Origin of the sequence: Streptococcus sp. TATVAM-FAB8, from assembly GCF_046592795.1 — a bacterium.
In the GTDB taxonomy this organism is placed as follows: domain Bacteria; phylum Bacillota; class Bacilli; order Lactobacillales; family Streptococcaceae; genus Streptococcus; species Streptococcus ruminicola.
Genome location: NZ_JAWVPQ010000002.1, coordinates 148,895 through 171,801, shown reverse-complemented (window position 1 = coordinate 171,801; position 22,907 = coordinate 148,895). Strand labels below are relative to the sequence as shown.

21 protein-coding genes are annotated in these 22,907 nt (G+C 38.4%); 2 read left to right on the top strand and 19 right to left on the bottom strand.

Translation table 11 applies throughout. The features are described from left to right. Nucleotides 1-5: 5 nt before the first annotated feature. The 3 genes from SFC32_RS02550 to SFC32_RS02540 all read right to left on the bottom strand — a co-directional run bounded on the left by SFC32_RS02550 (nt 6) and on the right by SFC32_RS02540 (nt 3,322). Nucleotides 6-851 carry a carbohydrate ABC transporter permease gene (locus tag SFC32_RS02550; RefSeq protein ID WP_411049914.1) on the bottom strand — a complete coding sequence of 282 codons (846 nt, stop codon included), beginning with the start codon at nt 849-851 and terminating at the stop codon, nt 6-8. Then, entirely contained in the window at nt 851-1,795 is a 945-nt protein-coding gene (locus SFC32_RS02545; RefSeq protein ID WP_074564520.1) for a carbohydrate ABC transporter permease, read from the bottom strand. The genes SFC32_RS02550 and SFC32_RS02545 overlap by 1 nt, the downstream gene beginning before the upstream one ends. 159 nt (nt 1,796-1,954) lie before the next feature. Next, entirely contained in the window at nt 1,955-3,322 is a 1,368-nt protein-coding gene (locus tag SFC32_RS02540; RefSeq protein ID WP_074482397.1) for an ABC transporter substrate-binding protein, read from the bottom strand. Nucleotides 3,323-3,701: 379 nt separating this feature from the next. Between SFC32_RS02540 and SFC32_RS02535 the strand changes: the two genes are divergently transcribed. Beyond that, nucleotides 3,702-6,401, top strand: coding sequence for a GH36-type glycosyl hydrolase domain-containing protein (locus SFC32_RS02535; protein WP_205400085.1), 2,700 nt, complete (start codon nt 3,702-3,704; stop codon nt 6,399-6,401). Between the two features lie 20 nt (nt 6,402-6,421). Next, nucleotides 6,422-8,833 (top strand): GH36-type glycosyl hydrolase domain-containing protein, encoded by a 2,412-nt coding sequence (locus tag SFC32_RS02530; protein ID WP_411049880.1) that lies wholly within the window; start codon nt 6,422-6,424, stop codon nt 8,831-8,833. Nucleotides 8,834-9,211: 378 nt separating this feature from the next. On the opposite strand, the gene bglS is transcribed toward SFC32_RS02530, so the two are convergent. The 16 genes from bglS to SFC32_RS02450 all read right to left on the bottom strand — a co-directional run bounded on the left by bglS (nt 9,212) and on the right by SFC32_RS02450 (nt 22,895). Continuing rightward, nucleotides 9,212-9,931: a beta-glucanase gene (bglS, locus tag SFC32_RS02525; RefSeq protein ID WP_411049879.1), complete on the bottom strand. Its 720-nt coding sequence runs from the start codon at nt 9,929-9,931 to the stop codon at nt 9,212-9,214. 389 nt (nt 9,932-10,320) lie between these two features. Next, the gene (locus SFC32_RS02520; RefSeq protein ID WP_015695712.1) at nt 10,321-10,494 is read right to left on the bottom strand and encodes a hypothetical protein; all 174 of its coding nucleotides are present in this window, start codon (nt 10,492-10,494) and stop codon (nt 10,321-10,323) included. A gap of 148 nt (nt 10,495-10,642) precedes the next feature. Beyond that, complete coding sequence (locus SFC32_RS02515; protein WP_074869436.1) at nt 10,643-10,852, bottom strand: CsbD family protein; 210 nt, start codon at nt 10,850-10,852, stop codon at nt 10,643-10,645. A gap of 131 nt (nt 10,853-10,983) precedes the next feature. Continuing rightward, nucleotides 10,984-11,118, bottom strand: coding sequence for a 50S ribosomal protein L34 (gene rpmH / locus SFC32_RS02510; protein ID WP_002885866.1), 135 nt, complete (start codon nt 11,116-11,118; stop codon nt 10,984-10,986). Between the two features lie 191 nt (nt 11,119-11,309). Then, nucleotides 11,310-11,711, bottom strand: coding sequence for a DUF3021 domain-containing protein (locus tag SFC32_RS02505; RefSeq protein WP_006531778.1), 402 nt, complete (start codon nt 11,709-11,711; stop codon nt 11,310-11,312). A 10-nt stretch (nt 11,712-11,721) separates the two neighbouring features. Continuing rightward, nucleotides 11,722-12,177, bottom strand: coding sequence for a LytTR family DNA-binding domain-containing protein (locus SFC32_RS02500; RefSeq protein WP_039671268.1), 456 nt, complete (start codon nt 12,175-12,177; stop codon nt 11,722-11,724). A 13-nt stretch (nt 12,178-12,190) separates the two neighbouring features. Further along, nucleotides 12,191-13,030 (bottom strand): ABC transporter permease, encoded by an 840-nt coding sequence (locus SFC32_RS02495; RefSeq protein ID WP_411049878.1) that lies wholly within the window; start codon nt 13,028-13,030, stop codon nt 12,191-12,193. Further along, complete coding sequence (locus SFC32_RS02490) at nt 13,031-13,882, bottom strand: ATP-binding cassette domain-containing protein (RefSeq protein ID WP_411049877.1); 852 nt, start codon at nt 13,880-13,882, stop codon at nt 13,031-13,033. Nucleotides 13,883-14,004: 122 nt separating this feature from the next. Further along, nucleotides 14,005-15,012 (bottom strand): RNA-binding cell elongation regulator Jag/EloR, encoded by a 1,008-nt coding sequence (gene jag / locus SFC32_RS02485; protein ID WP_074560965.1) that lies wholly within the window; start codon nt 15,010-15,012, stop codon nt 14,005-14,007. A 12-nt stretch (nt 15,013-15,024) separates the two neighbouring features. Next, a complete protein-coding gene (locus tag SFC32_RS02480) occupies nt 15,025-15,840 on the bottom strand; it encodes a YidC/Oxa1 family membrane protein insertase (RefSeq protein WP_039696185.1) in 816 nt (271 codons plus the stop codon). Next, entirely contained in the window at nt 15,824-16,183 is a 360-nt protein-coding gene (gene rnpA, locus SFC32_RS02475; RefSeq protein ID WP_006531772.1) for a ribonuclease P protein component, read from the bottom strand. Before rnpA ends, SFC32_RS02480 begins: the two co-directional genes overlap by 17 nt. A 140-nt stretch (nt 16,184-16,323) precedes the next feature. Next, nucleotides 16,324-17,718 carry an argininosuccinate lyase gene (gene argH, locus SFC32_RS02470; RefSeq protein ID WP_411049876.1) on the bottom strand — a complete coding sequence of 465 codons (1,395 nt, stop codon included), beginning with the start codon at nt 17,716-17,718 and terminating at the stop codon, nt 16,324-16,326. A gap of 349 nt (nt 17,719-18,067) precedes the next feature. Further along, nucleotides 18,068-19,258: an argininosuccinate synthase gene (locus SFC32_RS02465; protein ID WP_074560967.1), complete on the bottom strand. Its 1,191-nt coding sequence runs from the start codon at nt 19,256-19,258 to the stop codon at nt 18,068-18,070. 216 nt (nt 19,259-19,474) lie between these two features. Next, the gene (locus SFC32_RS02460) at nt 19,475-20,641 is read right to left on the bottom strand and encodes a CynX/NimT family MFS transporter (protein WP_074564540.1); all 1,167 of its coding nucleotides are present in this window, start codon (nt 20,639-20,641) and stop codon (nt 19,475-19,477) included. Between the two features lie 176 nt (nt 20,642-20,817). Next, nucleotides 20,818-22,275: a glutamate--tRNA ligase gene (gene gltX / locus SFC32_RS02455; protein WP_411049875.1), complete on the bottom strand. Its 1,458-nt coding sequence runs from the start codon at nt 22,273-22,275 to the stop codon at nt 20,818-20,820. Nucleotides 22,276-22,397: 122 nt separating this feature from the next. Next, nucleotides 22,398-22,895, bottom strand: coding sequence for an LURP-one-related/scramblase family protein (locus SFC32_RS02450; protein WP_411049874.1), 498 nt, complete (start codon nt 22,893-22,895; stop codon nt 22,398-22,400). Between the last annotated feature and the right edge of the window lie 12 nt (nt 22,896-22,907).

The following is a 22,907-nucleotide window of genomic DNA, read 5'->3' as shown; positions in this document are numbered from 1 at the left end:
AAAGTTTATTCCTTAACACCACCGAGTGTCACACCGGCAATAATGTATTTTGAAAGGAAAAGATAAACGATAATAATTGGCACAATAGCCACTAAAATCATTGTGTAAATTTTACCCATATCAAAGTTCATGTAATCTGCGCCACGCAATGTTGCAATCAAAATTGGCACAGTCATCTTGCTCTTCGTTTGAATAACCAAGGCTGGAATGAAGTAGTTATTCCAAGAACCAACGAAGGTAAAGATTGCTTGAACCGCAATAGCTGGTTTCATAATTGGAAGAACGATAGTATTAAATGTTCTAAATTCATTTGAACCATCAATACGTGCAGCTTCTACCAATGAAATTGGTAATGATGATTCCAAGTAGCTATACATGAAATAGAAGACCGCTGGTGAAGCTACTGATGGAATAATCAAAGGAAGCCAGCTATCGTACATTCCCATATTAGTGATTAAGCGCAAGAAACCCATTGAAGTAACTTGTGTTGGCATAACCAAAATCGCCAAAATGAAAGTAAAGGCAACTTTCTTCAATTTAAAATCATAAACATATAAACCATAAGCGGTTAATGCTGAAAAGTAAGTACAGATAGCAGCTGTCAAACCTGAAATAATCAAGCTGTTCAAAATCCCATGAAACATCGGGAAGCTACCATCGTTAGCTACCTTGCTCAGGTTATCAAATAAGGAACCACCAGGTAGTGCTGAGAAACCTTTTTGCAACTCAACATGTGAGTGGGTCGCATTAATAATCAAGATATAAAAGAAGAATAGGCACATGAATGATAAGGTAATTAACACAAAATGTGCCACAATAACACGTAATCTATTTTTTGCTTTTGTTGACATTATTTCGCCTTTCTACCTTTGTGTTTCAATTGGTGTTTGGTTGTTTTAAGTTCGTTGTTAGTCATACGATAAACGAACCAACAAAGAATCGCACTAACCACAAAGAGGTAAACTGATAGTGCACCGGCCATACCGTAGTTCTTGCTCTTCAAGTGATTGTTCAAGAACATAATCAAGGTTGTTGATGTACGGTCTGGAGAACCTTGTCCGTTAGTCAAGATTTGCGGAACATCGAACATTTGCAAACCACCGATAATTGACGTAATCAAGGTATAAGCCAAAATAGGTCGAATCATTGGCAAAGTGATATAGAAGAAACGTTGACGACTGTTACAACCATCGATTTCAGCTGCTTCAAAAATATCTGGGCTAATTCCCATGATAGCTGCCATCAACATGATTGTGGTATTACCAAACCACATCAAGAAGTTCATCACACCAACCAATGAACGTGTTCCAAGAGCAGAACCCATGAAATCAATTGGTTCTTTAATCCAACCAAGTGATTCCAAGATAGAATTGATAGGACCATTTGTTGAAAAGAGTGTGAAGAATAACATGGCAAAGGCTGACGCCATGATCAAGTTTGGCAAGTAAATGACAACTTTAAAGAATTGTCGACCACGAATTTTAAGTCTTGCATCAACAAACCAGTTGGCAAGTAGCAAGGCAATAACAATCTGTGGAATAAAACCAATCAACCACATAATCATGGTATTTGCCGCATATTTCAACATATCTGAATGCAGTAAGCTTACGTAGTTTTTTAGCCCAACGAAATTAGGCCCAATCTCTGTCATCCCTGAACGATAATATTCAAAGAAACTATACCGAATGGTGTCCACCAAAGGTATAAAAGAGAAAATGAAGAAAATTAGGAAGAAGGGAAGGATGAAAATATATCCCCATTTCCCATAATCTATACGCTTACGTCTTTTTTTCATCTTTATCACTCCTCCAAAATACGAGGAGCAAGTCAGAATACCTTCCATCTGGAATCGATTTTCTAACTCGCCCCCGCAAGGTCTACCAAAATTCTAAAATCCCAATTAAATGCCTCAATTTTTTAAATAGTACTTAAGTCTAGGACGATTAAGCTACTTTTAGTCTGGCCATTTAACATCTGTAATTTCTGGATAACGTTCTTTAATGGCTGTTTCAAAGTTTGATTTAGCTTTGTTGTAGCTTACTTTACCTTGTAGGTAATCATTAAAGGCATTTTGAATCAATTCAACACAACCTTGGTCATATGATGACAATGGTGCAATCTTAATGTTTTCTGCAACTGGTGCGTAGTATGAATAAGCATTTTCACCACCAAGGAAGTCTGATTTGAAGCTATCATCTTTAGCTGCTGCTTCCATACCAGATTTAGTATTTGTGAAGTCTTGGTAATCTTTAGAAATCTTCAAGAGGTTATCTTTATCAGCTGTCAAAGCTTTGATGATTTCTTTAACATGTTTAGGGTTATCAGTACCTTCGGCACCGTGGATGTATGAACCACCCCAGTTGTATTCTTGTGGTGGATTAGTAACTGCCCATTCTCCATCAGCACCATCCCAGTTAGATTTCAAAGTAAAGTCAATACCCCAAGCTGGGAACAAGAATGCAAAGACTTTAGATTGTGAACCCATAGCTTTGTTCCAGTCATCTGTCCATTGACCTTTAACTGTTTTATTGAAGTAACCAGCGTCAAGCCATTCTTTAGAATCTTTAACCCAGTTCATGATTTGAGGGTCTACACGTACAGTTGTTGAACCTTTTTCAACCCAAGGTTTAGAAATACTGTTACCGTACAAACGGAATGTATCAGCATATGATGCAAATGTGTAGTAACCTTTATTAAGAAGTTCTTGTGATGTTGCTTTCATAGTATCCCAGTCTTTAACTTTTTCACCAACTGCTGTTGGGTCATCAGTACCAAAGACATCTTTTGCAATATCACGACGATAGATTAGAACACCTGGACATGTTTGCCAAGTTGAACCGCGTTGAACACCATCTTCATCAGAAGCTGTTTCTTTAGTGAAATCATATTGGTCAGCCAAATCTTTCTTAGGATTGATTCCCAAATCTTTCAAAGGCATCGCAACGTTTGCTTTTTTAGAAGTGTATTTTGAAACGTAGTCAGTTTCTGATAGGAAAATATCGACTTTGTCATCAGCAGAAGCTGAGTCTTGTTTTTCAAGCGCTTCATCCAATTTTTGTTGGTAAACACCATCTTGGTTTGGATTGATAATCCAGTGGATTTCACTACCGTCTTTTAGTTTAGTAACTGTTCCATCTTTAGAAGTTGATTTAACTTCTGGATAAACAGCTTCTACACGTTGACGGAATTCATCATTCCAAGAGTAGATGTTGATAACTTTGCCTTCTGCACCTGAAGCTGATGTGCTTGATTTAGAAGAGCAACCAACCATTGTCCCTGCTGCAAGAGCAATCGCTATAAAAGCGCTTACTTTTTTGTTCATAATCCTTCTCCTTTTTGAGGTTTCCCCTCATGTTTTTTGTAACTGCATTATAACGCGATTCCGAGAAGTGTTATATTATAATATTTTAAAAAATATCATTTTTATGACCTTGTTTGAAAAAATTTTTATAAAAAATCATGCTTTTCTAATCTTTTTAATAGGTAAACCTTTTCATATAAAACGTTGCTTTTCCTATAAAATTAGGCTTTATAGCCAGTTTTCTAACTTTATACACCATAGTTTCCTAATAAAGTGCTATATGTAAAAAATTTGACACTTCTTGAGTTAATATCATAATTATGATATTTTTCTCTTCTTTTTTATTTTCTCTAAGGCTAATTTCGACTAAAATATGGGGCAGAAGATAAAGGAGATAACTATGAAGCCATTAACTTTTACTAATAACAAGGGGGATTTCAAACTTTCCCAAGCAGAAAATATCAGTTCTTTGTACTTTCCACTTGCATCAGAAGTTGGACTAAAAAGTGCAGTCACTCCTAACTTGGGTGGCGATTCAAAAATCAATCAAGAAACTTTCCTATTAGAACCTGTCAGTGTGGATAACCTCCACAACAATCGTTCAACTCGAAATTTCTGGGTTCGCGACGACAAAGGAAATATTTATTCTGCAACAGGTGCTTCTGCTAGTCAAGAAGCGCTACGTTTCTCAGATCAAGAAGAAGAAAATACTGTAGAAGCTGGTTTTATGTGGCATACCATTAAACGTCAATCAGCTGACCTACCTTTAAAATCTACAATTACGTCATTTGTTCCACGAGATGAAAATGTTGAAGTCATGCTCGTAACACTTGAAAATTTATCTGATGCTGACCAAACTTTAACAGCATACGGCGCCGTTCCGATTTTCGGGCGTAGCGCTGATAATATCCGTGACCACCGAAATGTAACGTCTATGCTTCACCGTATCAAAACTACCGATGAAGGCGTCTTAGTTTGTCCAACCATGTCATTTGATGAACGTGGTCACCAACTCAACCACCAAATTTATTACGTGCTTGGCTTTGATGACAAGGAAAAAACACCTGAAACATTCTATCCAACCGTAGAAATGTTTATCGGTGAAGGAGGAACATTTACTCATCCAGCTGCCGTTTATAAAGAAACAAGTGGCGTAGCAAGCGACAGCCGCATCGATGGGCGCGAAGCCATGGGTGCCTTCAAATTTAAACCATTCACCTTAGCTGCTGGTCAAAGCAAAACTTTCATCCTATTAATGGGAATCAACGAAAATCAAGAACACATCCAAGCAGTCGCTCAAAAATATAAAAACCTTGCGACTGTCGAAAAAACATTGCAAGAAACAAAAGATTACTGGCAAGAAAAAGTTGGGGTTGATTTCAAAACTGGCGACAGCGACTTCGATGGTTATATGAAATGGGTATGCTTCCAACCATTCCTACGTCGTCTCTTTGGTTGTTCATTCCTTCCACACCATGACTATGGACGTGGCGGACGCGGTTGGCGTGATCTTTGGCAAGACTGCTTGTCACTACTTTTAATGGAACCAAAAACAGTTGGTGATATGATTGTCAACAACTATAAAGGGGTTCGTCTTGATGGTACCAATGCTACAATCATCGGTGAAGGTGATGGTAACTTCCTTGCTGACCGTAACGGTATCACTCGTGTTTGGATGGACCACGCGCTTTGGCCTTTAATGACAACAAAACTTTATATCGACCAAACTGGCGATATCGATATCTTAACTAAAGAAGTTTCTTACTTTAAAGACCCACACGTCAAACGTGGTACTGAAATCGACCAAGACTGGAACGATGCCTACGGCAATGAACAACGTACTGCTGACGACGCTGTCTACACAGGTAGCATCCTAGAACACTTGTTAATCCAACATTTGACAGGATTCTATGAAGTTGGTGAACACAATATTTACCGTCTCCGCGGAGCTGACTGGAATGATGCCCTTGATATGGCGGATGAAAATGGTGAAAGTGTTGCCTTTACCGCTGCTTACTCTGGTAACTTGATGGAACTAGCAAGCCTTGTTCGCCTCCTAGAAAGCGAAACAAATACAGAATCTGTCGAAATTCTTGAAGAAATCGGACTCTTGCTTAAAAAGGATTCTGATATCTACGATAATATCGAACGCAAGCACCAAATCCTTGATGCTTACACTAACCAATGCCTTCACAACGTGAAAGGACGTAAAATCAGAATTTCCCTTTCTGAACTTGCTCTTAACCTCATTCAAAAAGCAGCTTGGTTGCGTCAACACCTTCAACAACAAGAATGGCTTGACTTCAACGATCAAGAAGGTTGCTACAATAGCTACTACGACAACAGCAGCAAACCAACGGACGGCTTCTACAATGACCGTATGCACATGATGTTGACTGGACAAGTCTTCCCTATCATGAACTATGTCGCTACAGATGAACAAATCCGTAAAATCACTGCCAGCGCTGACCACTACCTCTACCGCCCAGAAATCGGTGGCTACCGCCTCAATACAGATTTCAAAGAAATCAAAACAGACCTTGGACGTATGTTTGGTTTTGCTTACGGTGAAAAAGAAAACGGTGCCGTCTTCTCTCACATGACTGTTATGTATGCTAATGCACTTTACCGTCGTGGCTTTGCCAAAGAAGGTTGGAAAGCTCTCAAGACACTGTCTGACACAGCTCTAAACTTTGAAACTAGTCGCATCTATCCAGGAATTCCTGAATACTTCCGTGCAGATGGCCGAGGAGTTTATCACTACCTAACTGGCGCAGCAAGCTGGTACATGTTAACAATGGTTACTGAAGCCTTTGGTGTTCACGGTAAAGCTGGCGACCTTGTCCTTTATCCAAAACTTCTTGCAGAACAATTTGACGAAAATGGACGTGCAAGTATCACAACTCAATTTGCTGATAAAACCTTCCAAATCCACTACGATAATCCAAATCAAAAAGATTTCGGAAAATACATTATCAAAAAAGCCACTTGTGATAACCAAGAAATCGATATCACGGATGATGCTTTTGCCTTTATCACAAAAGCTGACCTTGCTAACCTAAACGACGAGGTTCATGAAATTGTCATTACACTAGATTAAGAAAAAGAAAGGATTTTCTCATGAAATACGGTTATTTTGATGACGCTAATCGCGAATATGTCATCGACCACCCAAACACACCCAAACCTTGGGTTAACTACCTTGGGTCACCAAAATATGGTGCTATTATCTCAAATAACGCTGGCGGTTACAGCTTTGCTAAATCAGGTGCCAATGGACGCATTTTACGCTACGTCTTCAATAACTTTGACCAACCAGGTCGCTACATCTACCTCCGAGACGATGATACCAAAGACTTCTGGTCTGCCTCATGGCAACCTGTTGGTAAAGACCTAAAAGACTACCACAGCGAATGCCACCACGGCATGGGCTACACTAAAATGATTGCTGATTACTCTGGCATTCATTCAAAAGCCAGCTACTATGTGCCAAAAGATAAAAGCTATGAAGTTTGGGCAATTACCGTTACTAACCGTTCTGAACAAACTCGACATTTAACACTAACTGGTTACGCTGAATTTACCAACCACAGCAACTACGAACAAGACCAAGTTAACCTACAATATTCACTTTTTATCACACGCACACTTTTCCAAGATAACCGCATCATCCAACAAATCCACGGAAATCTTGATACCCTTGATGACAGCGAACAAGTTGACGAAAAGAACGTTACTGAACGTTTCTTCGGTCTTGGCGGTGCTAGCGTTAGCTCATTCTGTGGAGATAAAAAAGGCTTTTTAGGTCAATATAATGGCTACGACAAACCTGCTGGTGTCACATCAGGAGACCTCGGCAACCAAACAAGCTACAATGAAAATGCTTGTGGTGCCCTTTCAAGTAAAGTCACTCTTGAACCTCAAGAAAGCAAAACCCTTGTCTTTCTCCTTGGTGAAAAATCATCACAAGAAGCTGCCGAAATTCTAGAACATTACAAATACCCTGCAGAAACCGTCGAAGAGGAAATCCAAGAACTTCGCAAAGAATGGGAAGACCGCTTGACTAACCTACAAGTCAACACACCTAGCCCTGAATTCAACACTATGCTTAACACTTGGAATGCTTATAACTGTTACATGACCTTTATCTGGTCACGCGCAGCATCATTTATTTACTGTGGTCTTCGTAACGGTTATGGTTACCGTGACACCGTTCAAGATATTCAAGGTATCATTCACTTGAAACCTGAAATGGCTGCCGAAAAAATTCGTTTCATGTTATCAGCCCAAGTTGACAATGGTGGCGGACTTCCACTTGTAAAATTCACTCATAACCCAGGACATGAAGACACACCTGATGATGCTTCTTACGTTCAAGAAACTGGACACCCAGCTTACCGTGCTGACGATGCTCTCTGGCTCTTCCCAACAGTTTACAAATACATCTCTGAAACAGGTAACCTTGCTTTCCTTGATGAAGTGATTCCATTTGCCAATAAAGGTGAGGCTAGTGTTTACGAACACTTAAAAGGTGCTGTGCTATTCTCACTTGACCACCTCGGACCACACGGCATGCCTGCTGGCCTTTACGCTGACTGGAATGACTGCCTCCGCCTAGGAGCAAATGGTGAATCATCATTCGTTGCCTTGCAATTCTATTATGCTCTTAGCGTTTTGAGAGAATTTGCCAAAGCCAAAGAAGATACTGACTACCTTACTTTTCTCGACTCTGAACAAGAGAAAATGGGACAAAAAATTCAAGACCTCTGCTGGGACAATGACCGCTTCATTCGCGGCTTTACCGAAGCTGGCGAACGTATCGGTGCAGCTGATGACCCAGAAGCTAACATGTGGCTAAACCCTCAAAGTTGGGCTGTTATCAGTGGCTTTGCTGATAAAGAACAAGCTGAACTTGCCATGAACAATGTCTACGAGCAACTTAACACTGATTATGGTGCCATCCTCATGAACCCACCATATCACGCTCATGCATTCGATGGAGCCCTTGCCGTTATCTACAACCAAGGGACCAAAGAAAATGCAGGTATCTTCTCACAATCACAAGGCTGGTTAATCCTAGCTGAGGCCCTACGCGGACAAGGTCAACGTGCTTTTACTTACTTTATGGAAAATGCCCCAGCTGGTCAAAATGACCGTGCAGAAATTCGCCAACTAGAACCTTACTGCTATGGTCAATTTACAGAAGGTCCTGCTAGTCCACACTTCGGACGTTCACACGTTCACTGGCTCACAGGTACAGCATCAACTGTCATGGTTGGTTGTGTGGAAGGTATCTTGGGACTTCGACCTGACTTAGGTGGATTAAAACTCTCACCAGCCATTCCAAAAGAATGGGATAACTTCAGCATGACTAAGATTTTCCGTGGCAAAGAACTTCACATTACTGTGGAAAATCCAAACCACAAGGAAACAGGCTTTACAAAACTTGTCCTAAACGGTCAAGAACTTGACCAAGCCTATCTTCCTGAAGACCTCTTACAAGACACTAACCAAATCACTCTTACTCTATAAAGAAAACTGGGACTTGCTCCCAGTTTTTTTATGGCTTCATTTTAAAAAACGTCCCTTTTCTAAGACAAAATCAGTTTCTATAAGAGCTGTTAAGAATGATTGCATTATTTTATTCAGCCAAGGCAATTACTGCTTCAAATCGCCTTTTATAGCTGTTATACACAAGCTTATCAAACTTATCAAGACACCAATCAATTGATTTCACTCATCACAAAAAAGGAACTGAGACAAGCTCAGCTCCTTTTATCGTTAACGTTTAAAAAGAAAGAATTTTAAAGAGTTATTTTGTTGAGAGAGATTTTAACCGATTTATTTGGGGAGTGTAGTTATAATCAGTTAAGTAAAAACAAATTGTTATTTGGTTACTGTCTAGCTTTATTAAAATTGGTCGTAGCTAATCCAGTCATAGTATGCATACAAAGGAGTTCGACCATTGTATGGAGCCAACCATGCATCTACGCCTTTTCCTGGCCAAGCATTCATCATAATCTTACCAGGTGTGCTAGGAATATCATTGTAAGCAGTATAAACAGCTCTTCCATCAACATACCAAGTAATGTGATCAGCTTGCCAATCAAAACCATAAGTATGGAAGCCTTGAGAAGCATCAAAGCCTAAATTATGAAGATGCACATGTTCATCATGTTCACCTCTACCGTTAGTAAAGTAGTTGAATTGAACTTTTGTTGTATCTTTTCCTAGGAATTCAATGTCAATTTCATCCCATGGGTTGCCTTCACTTGGACCAGTATAAGTGAAGAAAGATGAAACAACACCAGGGTTTTTAATAGGTTTCATGTTAACTTGGTAAAGACCATATCCAAAACGATCTTTACTACGCCATTCGCCCCCAGTGTAGCCACCACGACCATCACTGTCAATTTTAAGACTCATCAAGCCGTTATTAAAGCCGACATTTCCAGGGACAAAATTACAATTAAACATACTTCCATTAGAACCATTACGAAGTTCCATGGTGTTACCATTATAGTAATTTAGTTCTTGACTATAGTGGTATTTGCTTTGCGCATCAACACCTTGTTGAAAACCAAAGAAAGCCAATAAGAGAACAATTAAACAACTAACTTTTTTCCACATAATAATACCTCAATTTTAATCATTTTAAAAAGGAGTTCTGTCAGAAAAAGGAACTAATCTCCTCTACTACAGATTGAAAACGCCTAATCAATCGTAGTTAAATTCACTTTTTCTTTTCAGTAACTGTTACTTCAAAAATGGGGCAATTTTTCTTTTTCATAATTCCGAAAAGAATGCTAGTCACACGATAAATGTTTCTCTTTAAAACCCTCCTTACACCGTTATGTCATAAGTATAGCGCTTTCATTTTAGATAATATATTATATTCCCACAAAAAATATCAAATTTATGACCTGAAGGCAGAAAATTAAAAAAGTCTTCTCAGAACCATTTTGCTAAAAAATAGCTCTAAGAAGACTTCCTAAAAATAAAGAAAGACAACTCATCATTTAAACGTGGTGACTCAATTTTACTCGTTTATAAGACATAATGACTTGCATTAATGCTGATAAAAAGAAAATAACTGCAGCTAAAATCAAGACACTTTTCACACCACTATCTAAAAATGCTAGAACCAGCAAAATCAAATCAATAATTCTGACATAAATGCTAATTTCCTTCATCGACAAAAACCTCCCTTTATTTTATCCCATGTATTTTTATAAAACCGCTTTCATATATATTATACTACATTTTTTGCCGTTTTTTCATAAAATCTTAAAAAAATTTTATAAAAAACCACAATTTCAACGTGAAACTGTGGTTTAAAGACTATTTTTTCTTATCTAATGCTTTCTTGATGCTATCAACAGCACCTTCAGTACCTTCTTTGATATCATCAACAACTTCTTTACCCTTAGCAATTGTCTTTTCGACCATGCCTTCTGCTTCTAGTTTTTTATTTTCAGTTACCTTACCAACAACTTGCTTAATACCACCTTTAACTTGGTCAAGTTTTGCTTTAATTTTTTCGTCAGACATATTAGTGTCCTCCTATCTTTAAATTACCTAAAGTCTATCATTTTCAGTTAGATAAGTAAAAGAATTCGCTTTCATTTTCTGATAAATAAAAAAAAGACCGCCAGACTCGAGCACTGGCGGATAGTCTATCATTAAGCAGATAAAACTTTACGTCCTTTACGACGACGAGCAGCAAGCACGCGACGTCCGTTTTTAGTTGACATACGGTGACGGAATCCGTGTTTACGTTGACGACGGATTTTACTTGGTTGATAAGTACGTTTCACGATGAATACCTCCTAATAGATTTTCGTATTCGTTTAGCCGGCTATATTTGATCAGTTACTAAACATACCATACTATTTTATAATAAGTCCGTCTAACTGTCAAGCTCTACTTTTTGTTTAATTTCAAAGACTTTCTTTTGAGCGTCTGATAGAAGAAAAAGTCCTGAATCCTGGCAATAATAAGTTAAAATTTATTTTTTAGTTTTTTCTTGTAGTTTCTGGTTAATATTTTTTACACGATGATTAAAATTAATATAAAGCACAAGCCAAATCACTAGGTAAATCAAGGTAAATTCTACCAAAAAATCCCATGACCAAATGAAAGTTGTCGTAATACCATTCAATAAATTTAACCAGCTATTAATACTGTAAACTAAACAAAAATGAATTATAATTTTCCATATCATTGGAATAGTTTCAACCGCAAAAATCATACTAACCAAACCTATCAACCCACTTGTGAAAATAACATTAGCAATTTGTTGAACTGTCTGGGTTTCAGCACCACTTTGCCACAAGAAATAGAGATAGCAAAGACCACCAAAGCCTATTCCAATTAAAATATAGATAACCGCACCTTTAATATATTTCATCACGTCCACCTCACAATCCCAAAGCTTTTTCCAAATCTGACAAATAACGTCTGCTAACATTTGTCGTCACGTCATTTGTAAGCATGGCCAACATATTTCCTGAGAAGCTATTCTCTAAGGATTTTAAATGATTAATATTAATCAGAGCATGCTTTGAGATCTGTACAAAGTCTGGATTAGCTAGACGCTCACGAAACTTGTACAAGCGATCCGTAGTGATAAGTCTTCCATTGGTCGTCTCCAAAATCAAAGAAGTCCCATCAACATCCACAAGAATCAAATCTGACACGCGTAATAACTCTGTACGAACAGCCGTTTTTACTGGCAAAATCTCCACCCTGCCCTGCTCAAATTTCGCTAAATAATCTAAAACATCTTGGACAGCTTGGTCGTATTTCCCACTTCGTACCAAAACTTCAATAGCCTCTTTTGGTAAACTGCTATCCTCTTCAAACTGGTAGTGCACCCTTTAACTCCTCTTATTTATTCTTAGTCAATGAAAATCGCTCAAGGTACAAGCTAAGTGCCAAAAGAACGATGATGCCACAGATGACAAGACTCACTAAAAGCATTTCTTGATTCAAGGTTGTTAAGTTTTTTAATTTCAAACCAATACCTAAAATTTCTTTTGCATCTGTGTTAACAGCATCTTTTGCAATCAAAAGCTGACGATAAGCTGCTGATACATAGGCCGCTGGCGTTAATTTGACCACTTTTTGTGCAAAATCAGGCAACGCCCCAATTGGCATGTAAACTCCCACAAGAAAACCTGAAACTGTTCCAACAATAGTTGATAAAGCTTCATTTGTTGTTAGTGTTTTGACAAATTGCAAGACAAGAAGGGCAAAACCAGCTCCCATGATTGAACTCAAAAGCATGATTAAAAGCAGCTGAGGCAAATGAGTAAAACCAAAATCAATGCCATCTTGCCAGTAAAAATAAAGCTTCATGGTAACTAACATGACCAGCTGCATGGTAAAGCCGATCACACTAGATGAAATGAGATAACCAAGATAAAGTTTTAGTCGCGAAATATCAGTCAGTAAAAAATCTTCTAACTTATGACTGACCTTATCTTGAACCAAGCGAGAAATACCAGTCCACGTTGTTGTAATACTCGTAACAGCTAACGTTCCACCTAGAACCCAATTATCGAGCAATTCTTCCAAGTTTGGTGTCCCAGTAAAAGAATCCTGCATGTTTTTTTGCAAGAAAACAACATAAAGAATAAATGCAATCAAAGCTCCAAGTAATGAGAAAAAGACGCTCGCTTTATTTGAAAAATAGAGTTTTAAATTGCGTTTGGTCATCGCCCACATTTAAGCCATCTCCCTTCCCGTAATGCTCAAAAAGACATCATTAATATTTGCTTTTACATACTCAAAATCGCAAATCTTATCACGCTTATCAGCCAAAATAGCTAAAGCTTTCGCTGAGTCATCCACAAAAATTTTTATCTGGCCATTCTCTAAAAGCTTGTAATCAATATCCGAAAAGGCAGCAAGATTATCGGTTTCAAGCAGTAGATATGGTTTTGAATACCTTTCTTTCAGTTCCTTAGCAGAGCCTTTGGCTAAAACCTTCCCATGGTCAATAATATAAGCCATATCCGCATTCTCAGCCTCTTCAAGGTAATGAGTGGTCAAAAAGATAGTCAAGTTTTCTTCACGCTGTAAGCGACGTAAAATCTCCCAAATCGCGCGACGTGTCTGGATATCAAGTCCTGTCGTTGGCTCATCTAAGAAAAGTAAGTTAGGCTTATTCAAAAGGGCACGAACGATATCAACACGACGACGTTGACCACCTGATAACGTGCCATACGTTTGGTTCAAAAAAGCATCCAAACCTGTCAGCTGAATAAGTTTTTCTAACCAAGCTTTATCCTGTTTACGGTAAAGCGCTTGGCGACTTTTCAGATTATCTAAAACCGTCAATTCCTCATCAAGCACACTCTCTTGAAAAACCATTCCAATCTTCAAATCTGCTGCCAATTCAATCTCACCTGACGTTGCTTTTAAGAGCCCCGTTAACATCTTCATAGTTGTTGATTTCCCAGCACCATTTGTCCCAATATAAGCTAGCAATTTCCCTTCTTCCACTTCCAAATTCAAGTGGTCAATCACCGTTTTATCTCCGAAGGTTTTGATTAAATCTTTTGTTCTAATTAGCATAATTAACCCTCCCTTTTGACATTATTTTATCAAAAAAAGGTTTGAAATAAAGCCTTTTTTGGTAAGCGGTTAAAAATAAGCGGTAAATGGTATTAAAAAAAGCCCGAATGGGCTTTTAAGTCTTATTGAACAGGTGTTACGACCACGTAACGATTTGGGTCGTTACCTTCAGAATAACTATCAACACCTTCAATGCTTGTGATAGTTTTATGAACAATTTTGCGTTCACTATTACTCATTGGGTCCATGACATAATCTTTACCAGTTTCAAGCACACGGCTTGCGGCTTTGCGGGTAAATTCAATCAATGTCTCTGTGCGGTGCTCTACGTAATCATGAACATTCAAAATCACAGAGAAATTCTTTGAATAACGGTCATGTAAGAAGTTTTGTGAAAGCAATTGAAGTGATTTCAACACTTTTCCGTGATACCCAATCACACGACCAGCTTCTGGTGTTTCGATTTGCAAATTGATTTGACGGCGATTGTGGCTTGTTTCCACAGTTGCCTCAATATCCATTTCGTAGATGATTTTTTTAACATAATCAGCCACTTCTTCTGTCGCTTTTTCGATATCTTTACTCAATTCACGTTGCGCAGGAAATTCGCTGGCCACAAATTCTTCAAAACTTTGGTCTGTGTTAACAGGTTTTGGTGTGTCTGAAACTTCTTTTGGCTCTGCAACTACTTCGTTAGCATCGTCTGTTTTTCCAAGTGCTTCTAAAACTTCTGTATGTCCAGCTTCTTCAAGAATGGTTTGTGTTTTTTTCTTGTGCATGACGATATCTTCTTTGACAGAATCATCGATGACTTCGCCACGTTCTTCCATTTTTTTAATGATGCTGGCTACTTTACGAAGCTCCATAGTATCTTCAAATTTTGATGACACGGGCTCATTTTTTTGATTAACTTCTTCTGGTACACCTTTAACTGCTTTTTGGTTAGCACGGTGAGCAGTGACTTCGTTAATTCCTTCAATATCTACTTGAGCTGGTTTCTTACCAAAACCAAAGAAACCTTTTTTCTCACGAGAAACAACTTTAATGTGGGCTTTAAGACGTGAAAGATTTAACTCTTTCAAGCCCTTTTCAATAGCATCTTCAACAGTTCGACCTGTGAATATTACCATAGCTTTATCCTCTTACTTTCTTCTCTTTTGCGCTTTCTTTTTAGCACGACGAATCTTAGCCGCATGTTCTTTTTCAGCACGTTCCTTAGCTTCACGTTCTGCAATAATCTTAAATGGATTATTTAACAAAAGGATTTGGAACACTTGGAAGGCATTTGATACTGTCCAGTAAAGCACAACCCCTGACGCCAAACGGAAACCAAAGAAGAAGATAATGATTGGCATCACGTAGGTCATAAGCGTCATCGCGAAGTTTTTCTCACGCGCAGCTTTATTAGTCAACCAAGTTGAAAGGAATGTAAATAGAGCTGCTAAAACAGGCAAGATATAATATGGATCTGGTTGTGACAATTCAATCCACAAGAAAGTACCTGTTTTCAAGAAAGCAACACGAGTCAATGCTTGGTACAAAGCCATCAAAATTGGCAATTGCACAACCAATGGAAGCATTGTCGCATATGGGTTAACACCATATTCTTTATAAAGTGCTTGGCTTTCTTCAGTCAATTTCATGCGGCTGTCTGTATCACGGCCAGGATATTTTTCTTGTAATTTTTTAAGCTCTGGCTGCAAATCTTGCATCTTTTGACCTGATTTGATTTGCATGTTGTAAAGTGGCATCATAATGGCACGAATGATGATAGTAAAGAGAACAATCCCCACACCAATACGACCATTAATTGAAAGCCATTGAATAGCTTTGGCAAAGAAGTAAACAATTTGCTCCCAACCGTTAGTTGATGAAGCGGTTACTTCGCTGCGCCCACAAGCAGCCAAAAGCATTAAAGTAAGACTACTTAATCCTAATAATTTAATCTTTCTTTTCACTATTGAGACCTTCCTGATATAAATTAGCAAGTTTTAACACATGCAATAAATTTTTCTTCACTTCATGGTAATCAAGTTCCTCGACACCTTTACGCGCAATGATGACAAAGTCCTGATTAAGCAAATTTGGTGATAATTCCATGATAACGTGACGAATTTTTCGCTTAATGCTATTGCGAGTGACCGCGTTACCAAGTTTTTTGCTCACAGAAAGCCCTACTCGATAGTGGCTCTGATTTTTTTCTAAATGATAAAGGACAAATTTTCGGTTAGCAACACTTGTACCTTTGCTAAAAATCGCCTGAAAATCTTTGTCACTTTTGACACGATAGGTTTTCTTCAACGTACGACTCCATTCTAAATTATTTTTATTATACCATAAAATTCAAAAAAGCCCTAACCTCTAAGGAGTTTGGGCTCATTATCTTTAAAATATTTTTATTGGAAAATACGCTTAAAAATCTTGAAAAGCCTAAGTGTCTATTAATCTAAGTTTTGCAAGGCTTCATTGGCTAAAGCAATTTGCCATTTCACTTGGTCAAATCCTGTTCCACCAAGAGAGTGACGACGTTCAACCGCCATATGAGATTTGAGAGTTTCATAGATATCTTCCTCAATCAAATCAGAAATTTCTTGGTAACGTTCAAATGGCACATCTTGCAAATAATAGCCAGCTTTCGTGCATTCGAGGACTAATTTACCTACAATTTCGTGAGCTTGACGGAAAGGAAGCCCCTTGCTAGCAAGATAGTCAGCCAATTCAGTTGCATTTGAGAAGTCTTTTTCAGTGGATTCAGCCATGTGCTCTTTGTTGACGGTCATTGTTTTAAGCATGCCAGCCAAAATATCGATAGCTACCGTGATGGTTTCAACAGTGTCAAACATTCCTTCTTTATCTTCTTGTAAATCTTTATTGTAAGCCAAAGGTAAAGATTTCATGACTGTCAAAAGGCCAAATAAGTTACCGTAAACACGACCAGATTTTCCACGAATCAACTCAGCCATATCTGGATTTTTCTTCTGTGGCATGATAGATGAGCCTGTTGAGAACGTATCAGAAAGCGTCACAAACTTAAACTCATTTGAACACCAGCTGATGATTTCTTCACAGATACGGCTCATGTGCATCATCAAAATAGAACTGTTTGACAAAAATTCTAGAATAAAATCACGGTCAGACACCGCATCAAGTGAGTTGCTGTATGGTTTAGCAAAGCCCATGAGTTCTGCTGTCATCTCACGATCGATTGGGAAAGTTGTTCCAGCGAGAGCAGCTGCGCCAAGCGGTGACATATCCGCATGCTTGATGTTAAATTCAAAACGTTCACTATCACGCGAAAACATGTTATAGTAAGCCATCAAGTGATGTCCAAATGAAATTGGCTGTGCGTGTTGCAAATGCGTGTAACCTGGCATGATGGTATAAACATGCTCATCAGCCAAATCAACTAAAGTTTTACGCAAGTTCGCAAGTTTAGCGATAACTTCGTCAAGCTTCGCTTTCAAATACAAGTGCATGTCAGTTGCGACTTGGTCATTACGTGAACGCGCTGTGTGCAATTTCCCAGCAACAGGACCGATTTTAGCGGTCAAAAGACTTTCCATATTCATATGAATGTCTTCGTTTGACACGTCAAATTCGATTTTTCCAGCTTTGTACTCAGCCAGCAATTCTTCAAGACCTGCTTTGATTTGGTTAGCTTCATCTTTTGTGATAATACCTGTTTCACCAAGCATGGTCACATGTGCAATTGAGCCTTTCAAGTCAAACTCTGCCATTTTTTGGTCAAAAGAAATGGATGCTCCAAATTCTTCAACCCATTTTTCAAGACCAGCTTCAAAACGCCCGCCCCATAATTTATGATTTTCTGTTGTCATAACACTGATACAATGAACCACCAAAGCTGGCGTTCAAAGCCTTTCTCTTTTCTTATTTCAATTAACAAATAAGTCCTAGGAGCTACCAAGGACTTATGATGTGATGCCTCACGGGGCGAATGTCTTAAATGATTCTCACAGGATATCATTATTTAAGCTCGATGCCACTCTCTGTTGACATTAACGAGGGTTTGGTAAGTTATAAGAAAAGAGTCTCAGATGGGGCTCCCTGTCCCCTTTTATCTGAAATTTTCTTTTCTTTTTATACTTTTATTGTTTATTTGGCTGTGACTTATTCACGCCCATGTTTTTCTTTTCTTTTTCATAATCGACTGCTTAAGCAGATGATTTATTTGTTGTTAACTTGTGAGTTAACTTGAGTTGGTAGTCCCCAAAGTTTGATGAAGCCTACAGCTGCATCTTGGTCGAAGCTATCAGCTGATGTGTATGTTGCCAAGTTTTCATCGTAAAGTGAGTTTGGTGATTTACGAGCAACAACTTTTGCTGAACCTTTGTACAATTTAACTTTTGCAGTACCATTAACCACTTTTTGTGTTTCTTTAATGTAAGCAATAATTGCTTTTGTTGCTGGACTGAACCACAAAGCATTGTAAATAAGGTTTGACAATTCATTTTCAAGAATTGGTTTGAAGTGAGATACTTCACGTACCAATGTGATGTCTTCGATTTCTTTGTGAGCTGTCAAAAGTGTGATAGCACCTGGGCATTCGTAAATTTCACGTGATTTGATACCAACCAAACGGTTTTCAACGTGGTCGATACGTCCAACACCGTGTTTACCTGCGATAGCATTGACTTCTTGGATAAGGTCAGCCAATTTCATTTCTTTGCCGTTAAGAGCAACTGGTTTACCTTCCTTGAATTCGATGTCGATGAATTCTGGTGTATCAGGAGCTTCTTCTGGAGAATTTGTGATACCAAAAGCATCTTCTGGAGCTTGGTTCCATGGATTTTCAAGAACACCACATTCATTTGCACGACCCCAAAGGTTTTGGTCAACTGAATATGGGTTGTCTAGGTCAGCTGGAACTGGCACACCGTTTGCTTTAGCGTATTCAATTTCTTCTTCACGAGACCATTTCCATTCACGAACTGGAGCGATAACTTTCAATTCTGGGTCAAGCGCAGCAATTGCCACTTCAAAACGAACTTGGTCATTCCCTTTACCAGTACAACCGTGAGCGATTGTTGTCGCACCTGTTTTATGAGCAATTTCTACCAATTTCTTAGAAATGACCGGACGGCTAAGCGCTGATACCAATGGGTATTTTTGTTCGTAGTAAGCATGAGCTTGAAGAGCTGGAAGAACATATTCTTCAGCGAATTCATCTTTAACGTCAAGGACGTAAGATTCAACTGCACCAACTTTAAGAGCTTTATCATGAATAAAATCAAGGTCTTTACCTTCGCCGACGTCCATACAAACGGCAACGACATCATAATCTTTCATGAGCCAAGTAATGGCAACTGAAGTATCAAGACCACCAGAGTACGCAAGGATAACTTTTTCTTTTGACATAGGACTACTCTCTTTTCTTATTTTGTGTTTTTATCAACTTTATGTGTATAATTATACACATACCTTTCACCCCTGTCAACAATTTTTTGAATATTTTTTCAAAAAAAGCTACTTTTTTATGATTTTATAACAAAAATACTGCATATATACAAAAAATCACACTTTTTTATACAAAAAAACTCCCCAGCAAATGCTAGGGAGATTATATTAGCTAAATTATTGAATTTTTTCAAAGCGTTCTGTATAGAACAAAGCTGCTGTCATCACAATTGTACAGATGAACAAGCAAAGTGCTGCTACTGTCCATGAACCAAAGAGATTAAAACTAAATCCGAAAAGTGTTGGTCCAAAGGCTGCTAGGAAGTAACCACCTGATTGCACCATACCAGACAATTGTGCTGTTTGACTTGGTGTGTGTGATTTCATTGAGAATGTCACAAGCAAGTATGGGAACAAAGCACTAACAGCAATACCGATTAAAATATTAACTGTCAACCAATAAGCAAAGCTGCTTGTTTGGAAGAGAAGCATTCCTGTACCTACAATAGCACAAGCTGACACAATCGCAAGCATGATTTTACGGTTTTTACTTGAAAGATTTGTTGTCAAAGTTGGGATTGTCAATGAAAATGGCAAGCTAATCAATGAATAAATTGAAGCTAAGATACCTGCTGCTTCGCTTGAAAGACCAGCTTGGCTAGCCATTGTTGGCAACCATGTCATTCCTGTGTAGAAAAGAAGAGATTGCAAACCACCAAAGACAAGAAGCGCGATAGCGGCTTTATTTTTCCAAAGTGATGATGAACGTTTTTCTTCATCTTGCTCTGTCATGTGATTGTGGAAAGTATTTGGGAACCAAACTGCCAAAGCTACCAAAATCAAGAAACTAAGAATCAGAATCAGACCTTTCCAAGATGTTGCTTTAACGATTGGAACAGCAACTGATGCGGCAACTGATGAAGAAAGCCCCATAGCTGTTGTATAAATCGTTGTCAACAATCCGATACGGAACGGTTGGTTTGCCAAAATGATACTTGGGAACAAAACGTTCATCATGGCAATGCTGATTCCGATAATCATTGTACCGATGTAAAGACTTGGAAGGTTAAGCACGCGCATGCTTGAACCGATAAACATGGCAATCAGAACCATGGTGAATAATTTTTCAAGTCCAAATTTATCCGCTAAACGTGGTGCCAAAGATGAACAAAAGGCAAACATAATCAACGGAATACTTGTCAAAACACCCAAAGAATTGACTGAAACTCCTAAACCATCCGCAACATAGCTAAGGACAGTCGGAATTGTCGTAAATGGGATACGCATAACAGCGCCCACAAGAATAATCCCTGGGACAAAAAAGATAGAATAGTCTTTTTTCATGTAACTCCTCTTAACTTATAAATAAACAATTTTAAAGCCTATTATAGCAAGAACTAGGGGCGTTTAGAATAGGCATTATCAAAGAAAACGTTTTTCACAACAAATTAAAATATTTCTCAAAATTCATAATTTATAAACAAAAAGCCTGAGACATTCATCTCAGACTTTTATTGATATTATTTCAAGTTTTTAAGCATGTTTTCAATGTGTTCAATTGATTTTTCACGACCAAGAAGATAGATAGTATCTGGAAGTTCTGGACCGTGCATTTCACCTGAAACGGCGATACGAATTGGCATGAAGAGGTTTTTACCTTTGATACCAGTTTCTTTTTGAACAGCTTTGATTTGTGGGAAGATGTTTTCTGATTTGAAATCTTCGTCACTCATAGCTTCAAGTTTTGCTTTGAAGACTTCAAGAACTGTCGGAACTGTTTCACCAGCCATGAATTCTTTTTCAGCATCTGTCAATTCTGGGAAATCTTCAAAGAACAAGTCAGTCAATGGAATGATTTCATCAACAGATTTCATTTGTGGTTTGTAAAGTTCAACCAATTTTTCAGCTTTGTCAGTCAAACGACCAGCTTCTTCCAAGAATGGTTTAGCCATTGCAAAGACTGTATCGAAATCTGCATTCTTGATGTATTCGTTGCTCATCCAGTCCATTTTCTTTTGGTCAAATGCAGCTGGAGATTTACTCAAACGGTGTTCATCAAAGAGTTTGATCAATTCTTCACGTGAGAAGATTTCATCTTCACCACCAGGGTTCCAACCAAGAAGAGCGATAAAGTTGAATACTGCTTCTGGCATGTAACCTTTTTTACGGTAGTCTTCGATGAATTGAAGTGTGTTAGTGTCACGTTTTGACAATTTTTTACCAGTTTCAGAGTTGATAATCAATGTCATGTGACCGAATTCTGGTGCTTCCCAACCAAGTGCTTCGTAAACCATCAATTGTTTTGGTGTGTTTGCGATGTGGTCATCTCCACGGATAACGTGAGAGATTTCCATCAAGTGGTCATCGATAACAACGGCAAAGTTGTATGTTGGGTAACCATCTTTTTTCTGGATAACCCAGTCACCACCGACGTTTCCACCTTCAAATTCGATGTCGCCTTTAACGATATCATGCCATTTGTAGATACCTGATTCGTTAACGGCCAAACGTACAGTAGGGATGATTCCTTTTGCTTCACGTTCTGCGATATAAGCAGCTTTTTCTTCTTCAGACATACCAAGGAATTCGTTGATGTAACGAGGTGTTTCACCAGCAGCTTCTTGGCGTTCACGTTCTGCAGCTAGTTCTTCTTCAGTAACGTATGATTTATAAGCTTTACCTTCAGCCAACAATTGGTCGATGTATTTTTGGTAGATGTCCAAACGTTCTGATTGGCGATATTTTTCGTGAGTTTGTGGGCTTTCGTCCCAATCCATTCCCAACCATTTAAGGTTTTCCAATTGTGAACGTTCACCGTCTTCGACATGACGTTTACGGTCAGTATCTTCGATACGGATTACAAAATCACCACCGTGGTGACGAGCGTAAAGATAATTAAAGAGCGCTGTACGCGCATTTCCGATGTGTAAAAGTCCTGTTGGACTTGGTGCATAACGCACGCGAATTTTCTTAGGCATTTTCGTCTCCTGTTAAATTTCAATCGTTTCTATTATAGCACAATCTTTAGTATTGGAACAAAAAATTCAGCTGAAAAACAGCTGAATTCCTTCTTATATTTGAGATTTTGATCAATCGGGTTTTAACTTGATGCTGCGCTGCCTGCACTCGATTCTTTTTCCTTCACATAATCAATAGCAATCACAAGAGATATAACTAAGTCTGAAAGATGCTCATCATATATATCTACTTGGTAAGTCGAAGGGAATTTAAACCATTGTTGGCGAATTGTAGCAACTTCACGTCCTTGATTAAGCAAGCTAAAATTCATATTCCAGATATCACCTGACACCTCTAGTCCAAAATCAGAGATATCATATTTAGCTTTTAATAACGAAAATCGTCTTTGAATCGTGATTTCCTTACCATCTGCAAAAGTCACCGTAAAACGCTGGAAAGGAAAACTAAACTGCTGCTTAATATGACTGACAGTCTTTCCTCGCCCATCAAAAATAGTAAATTCCTTAAATAATTTCAGAAAAGAACCCTGAACCTGATAAGCCAAACGACCATCCTCATCAAAGATGTCAAACTTGCCAGCTAGCGACCAGAATTTTTGGCTGATTTCAAATTTTCGCATAAACTTCTCCCA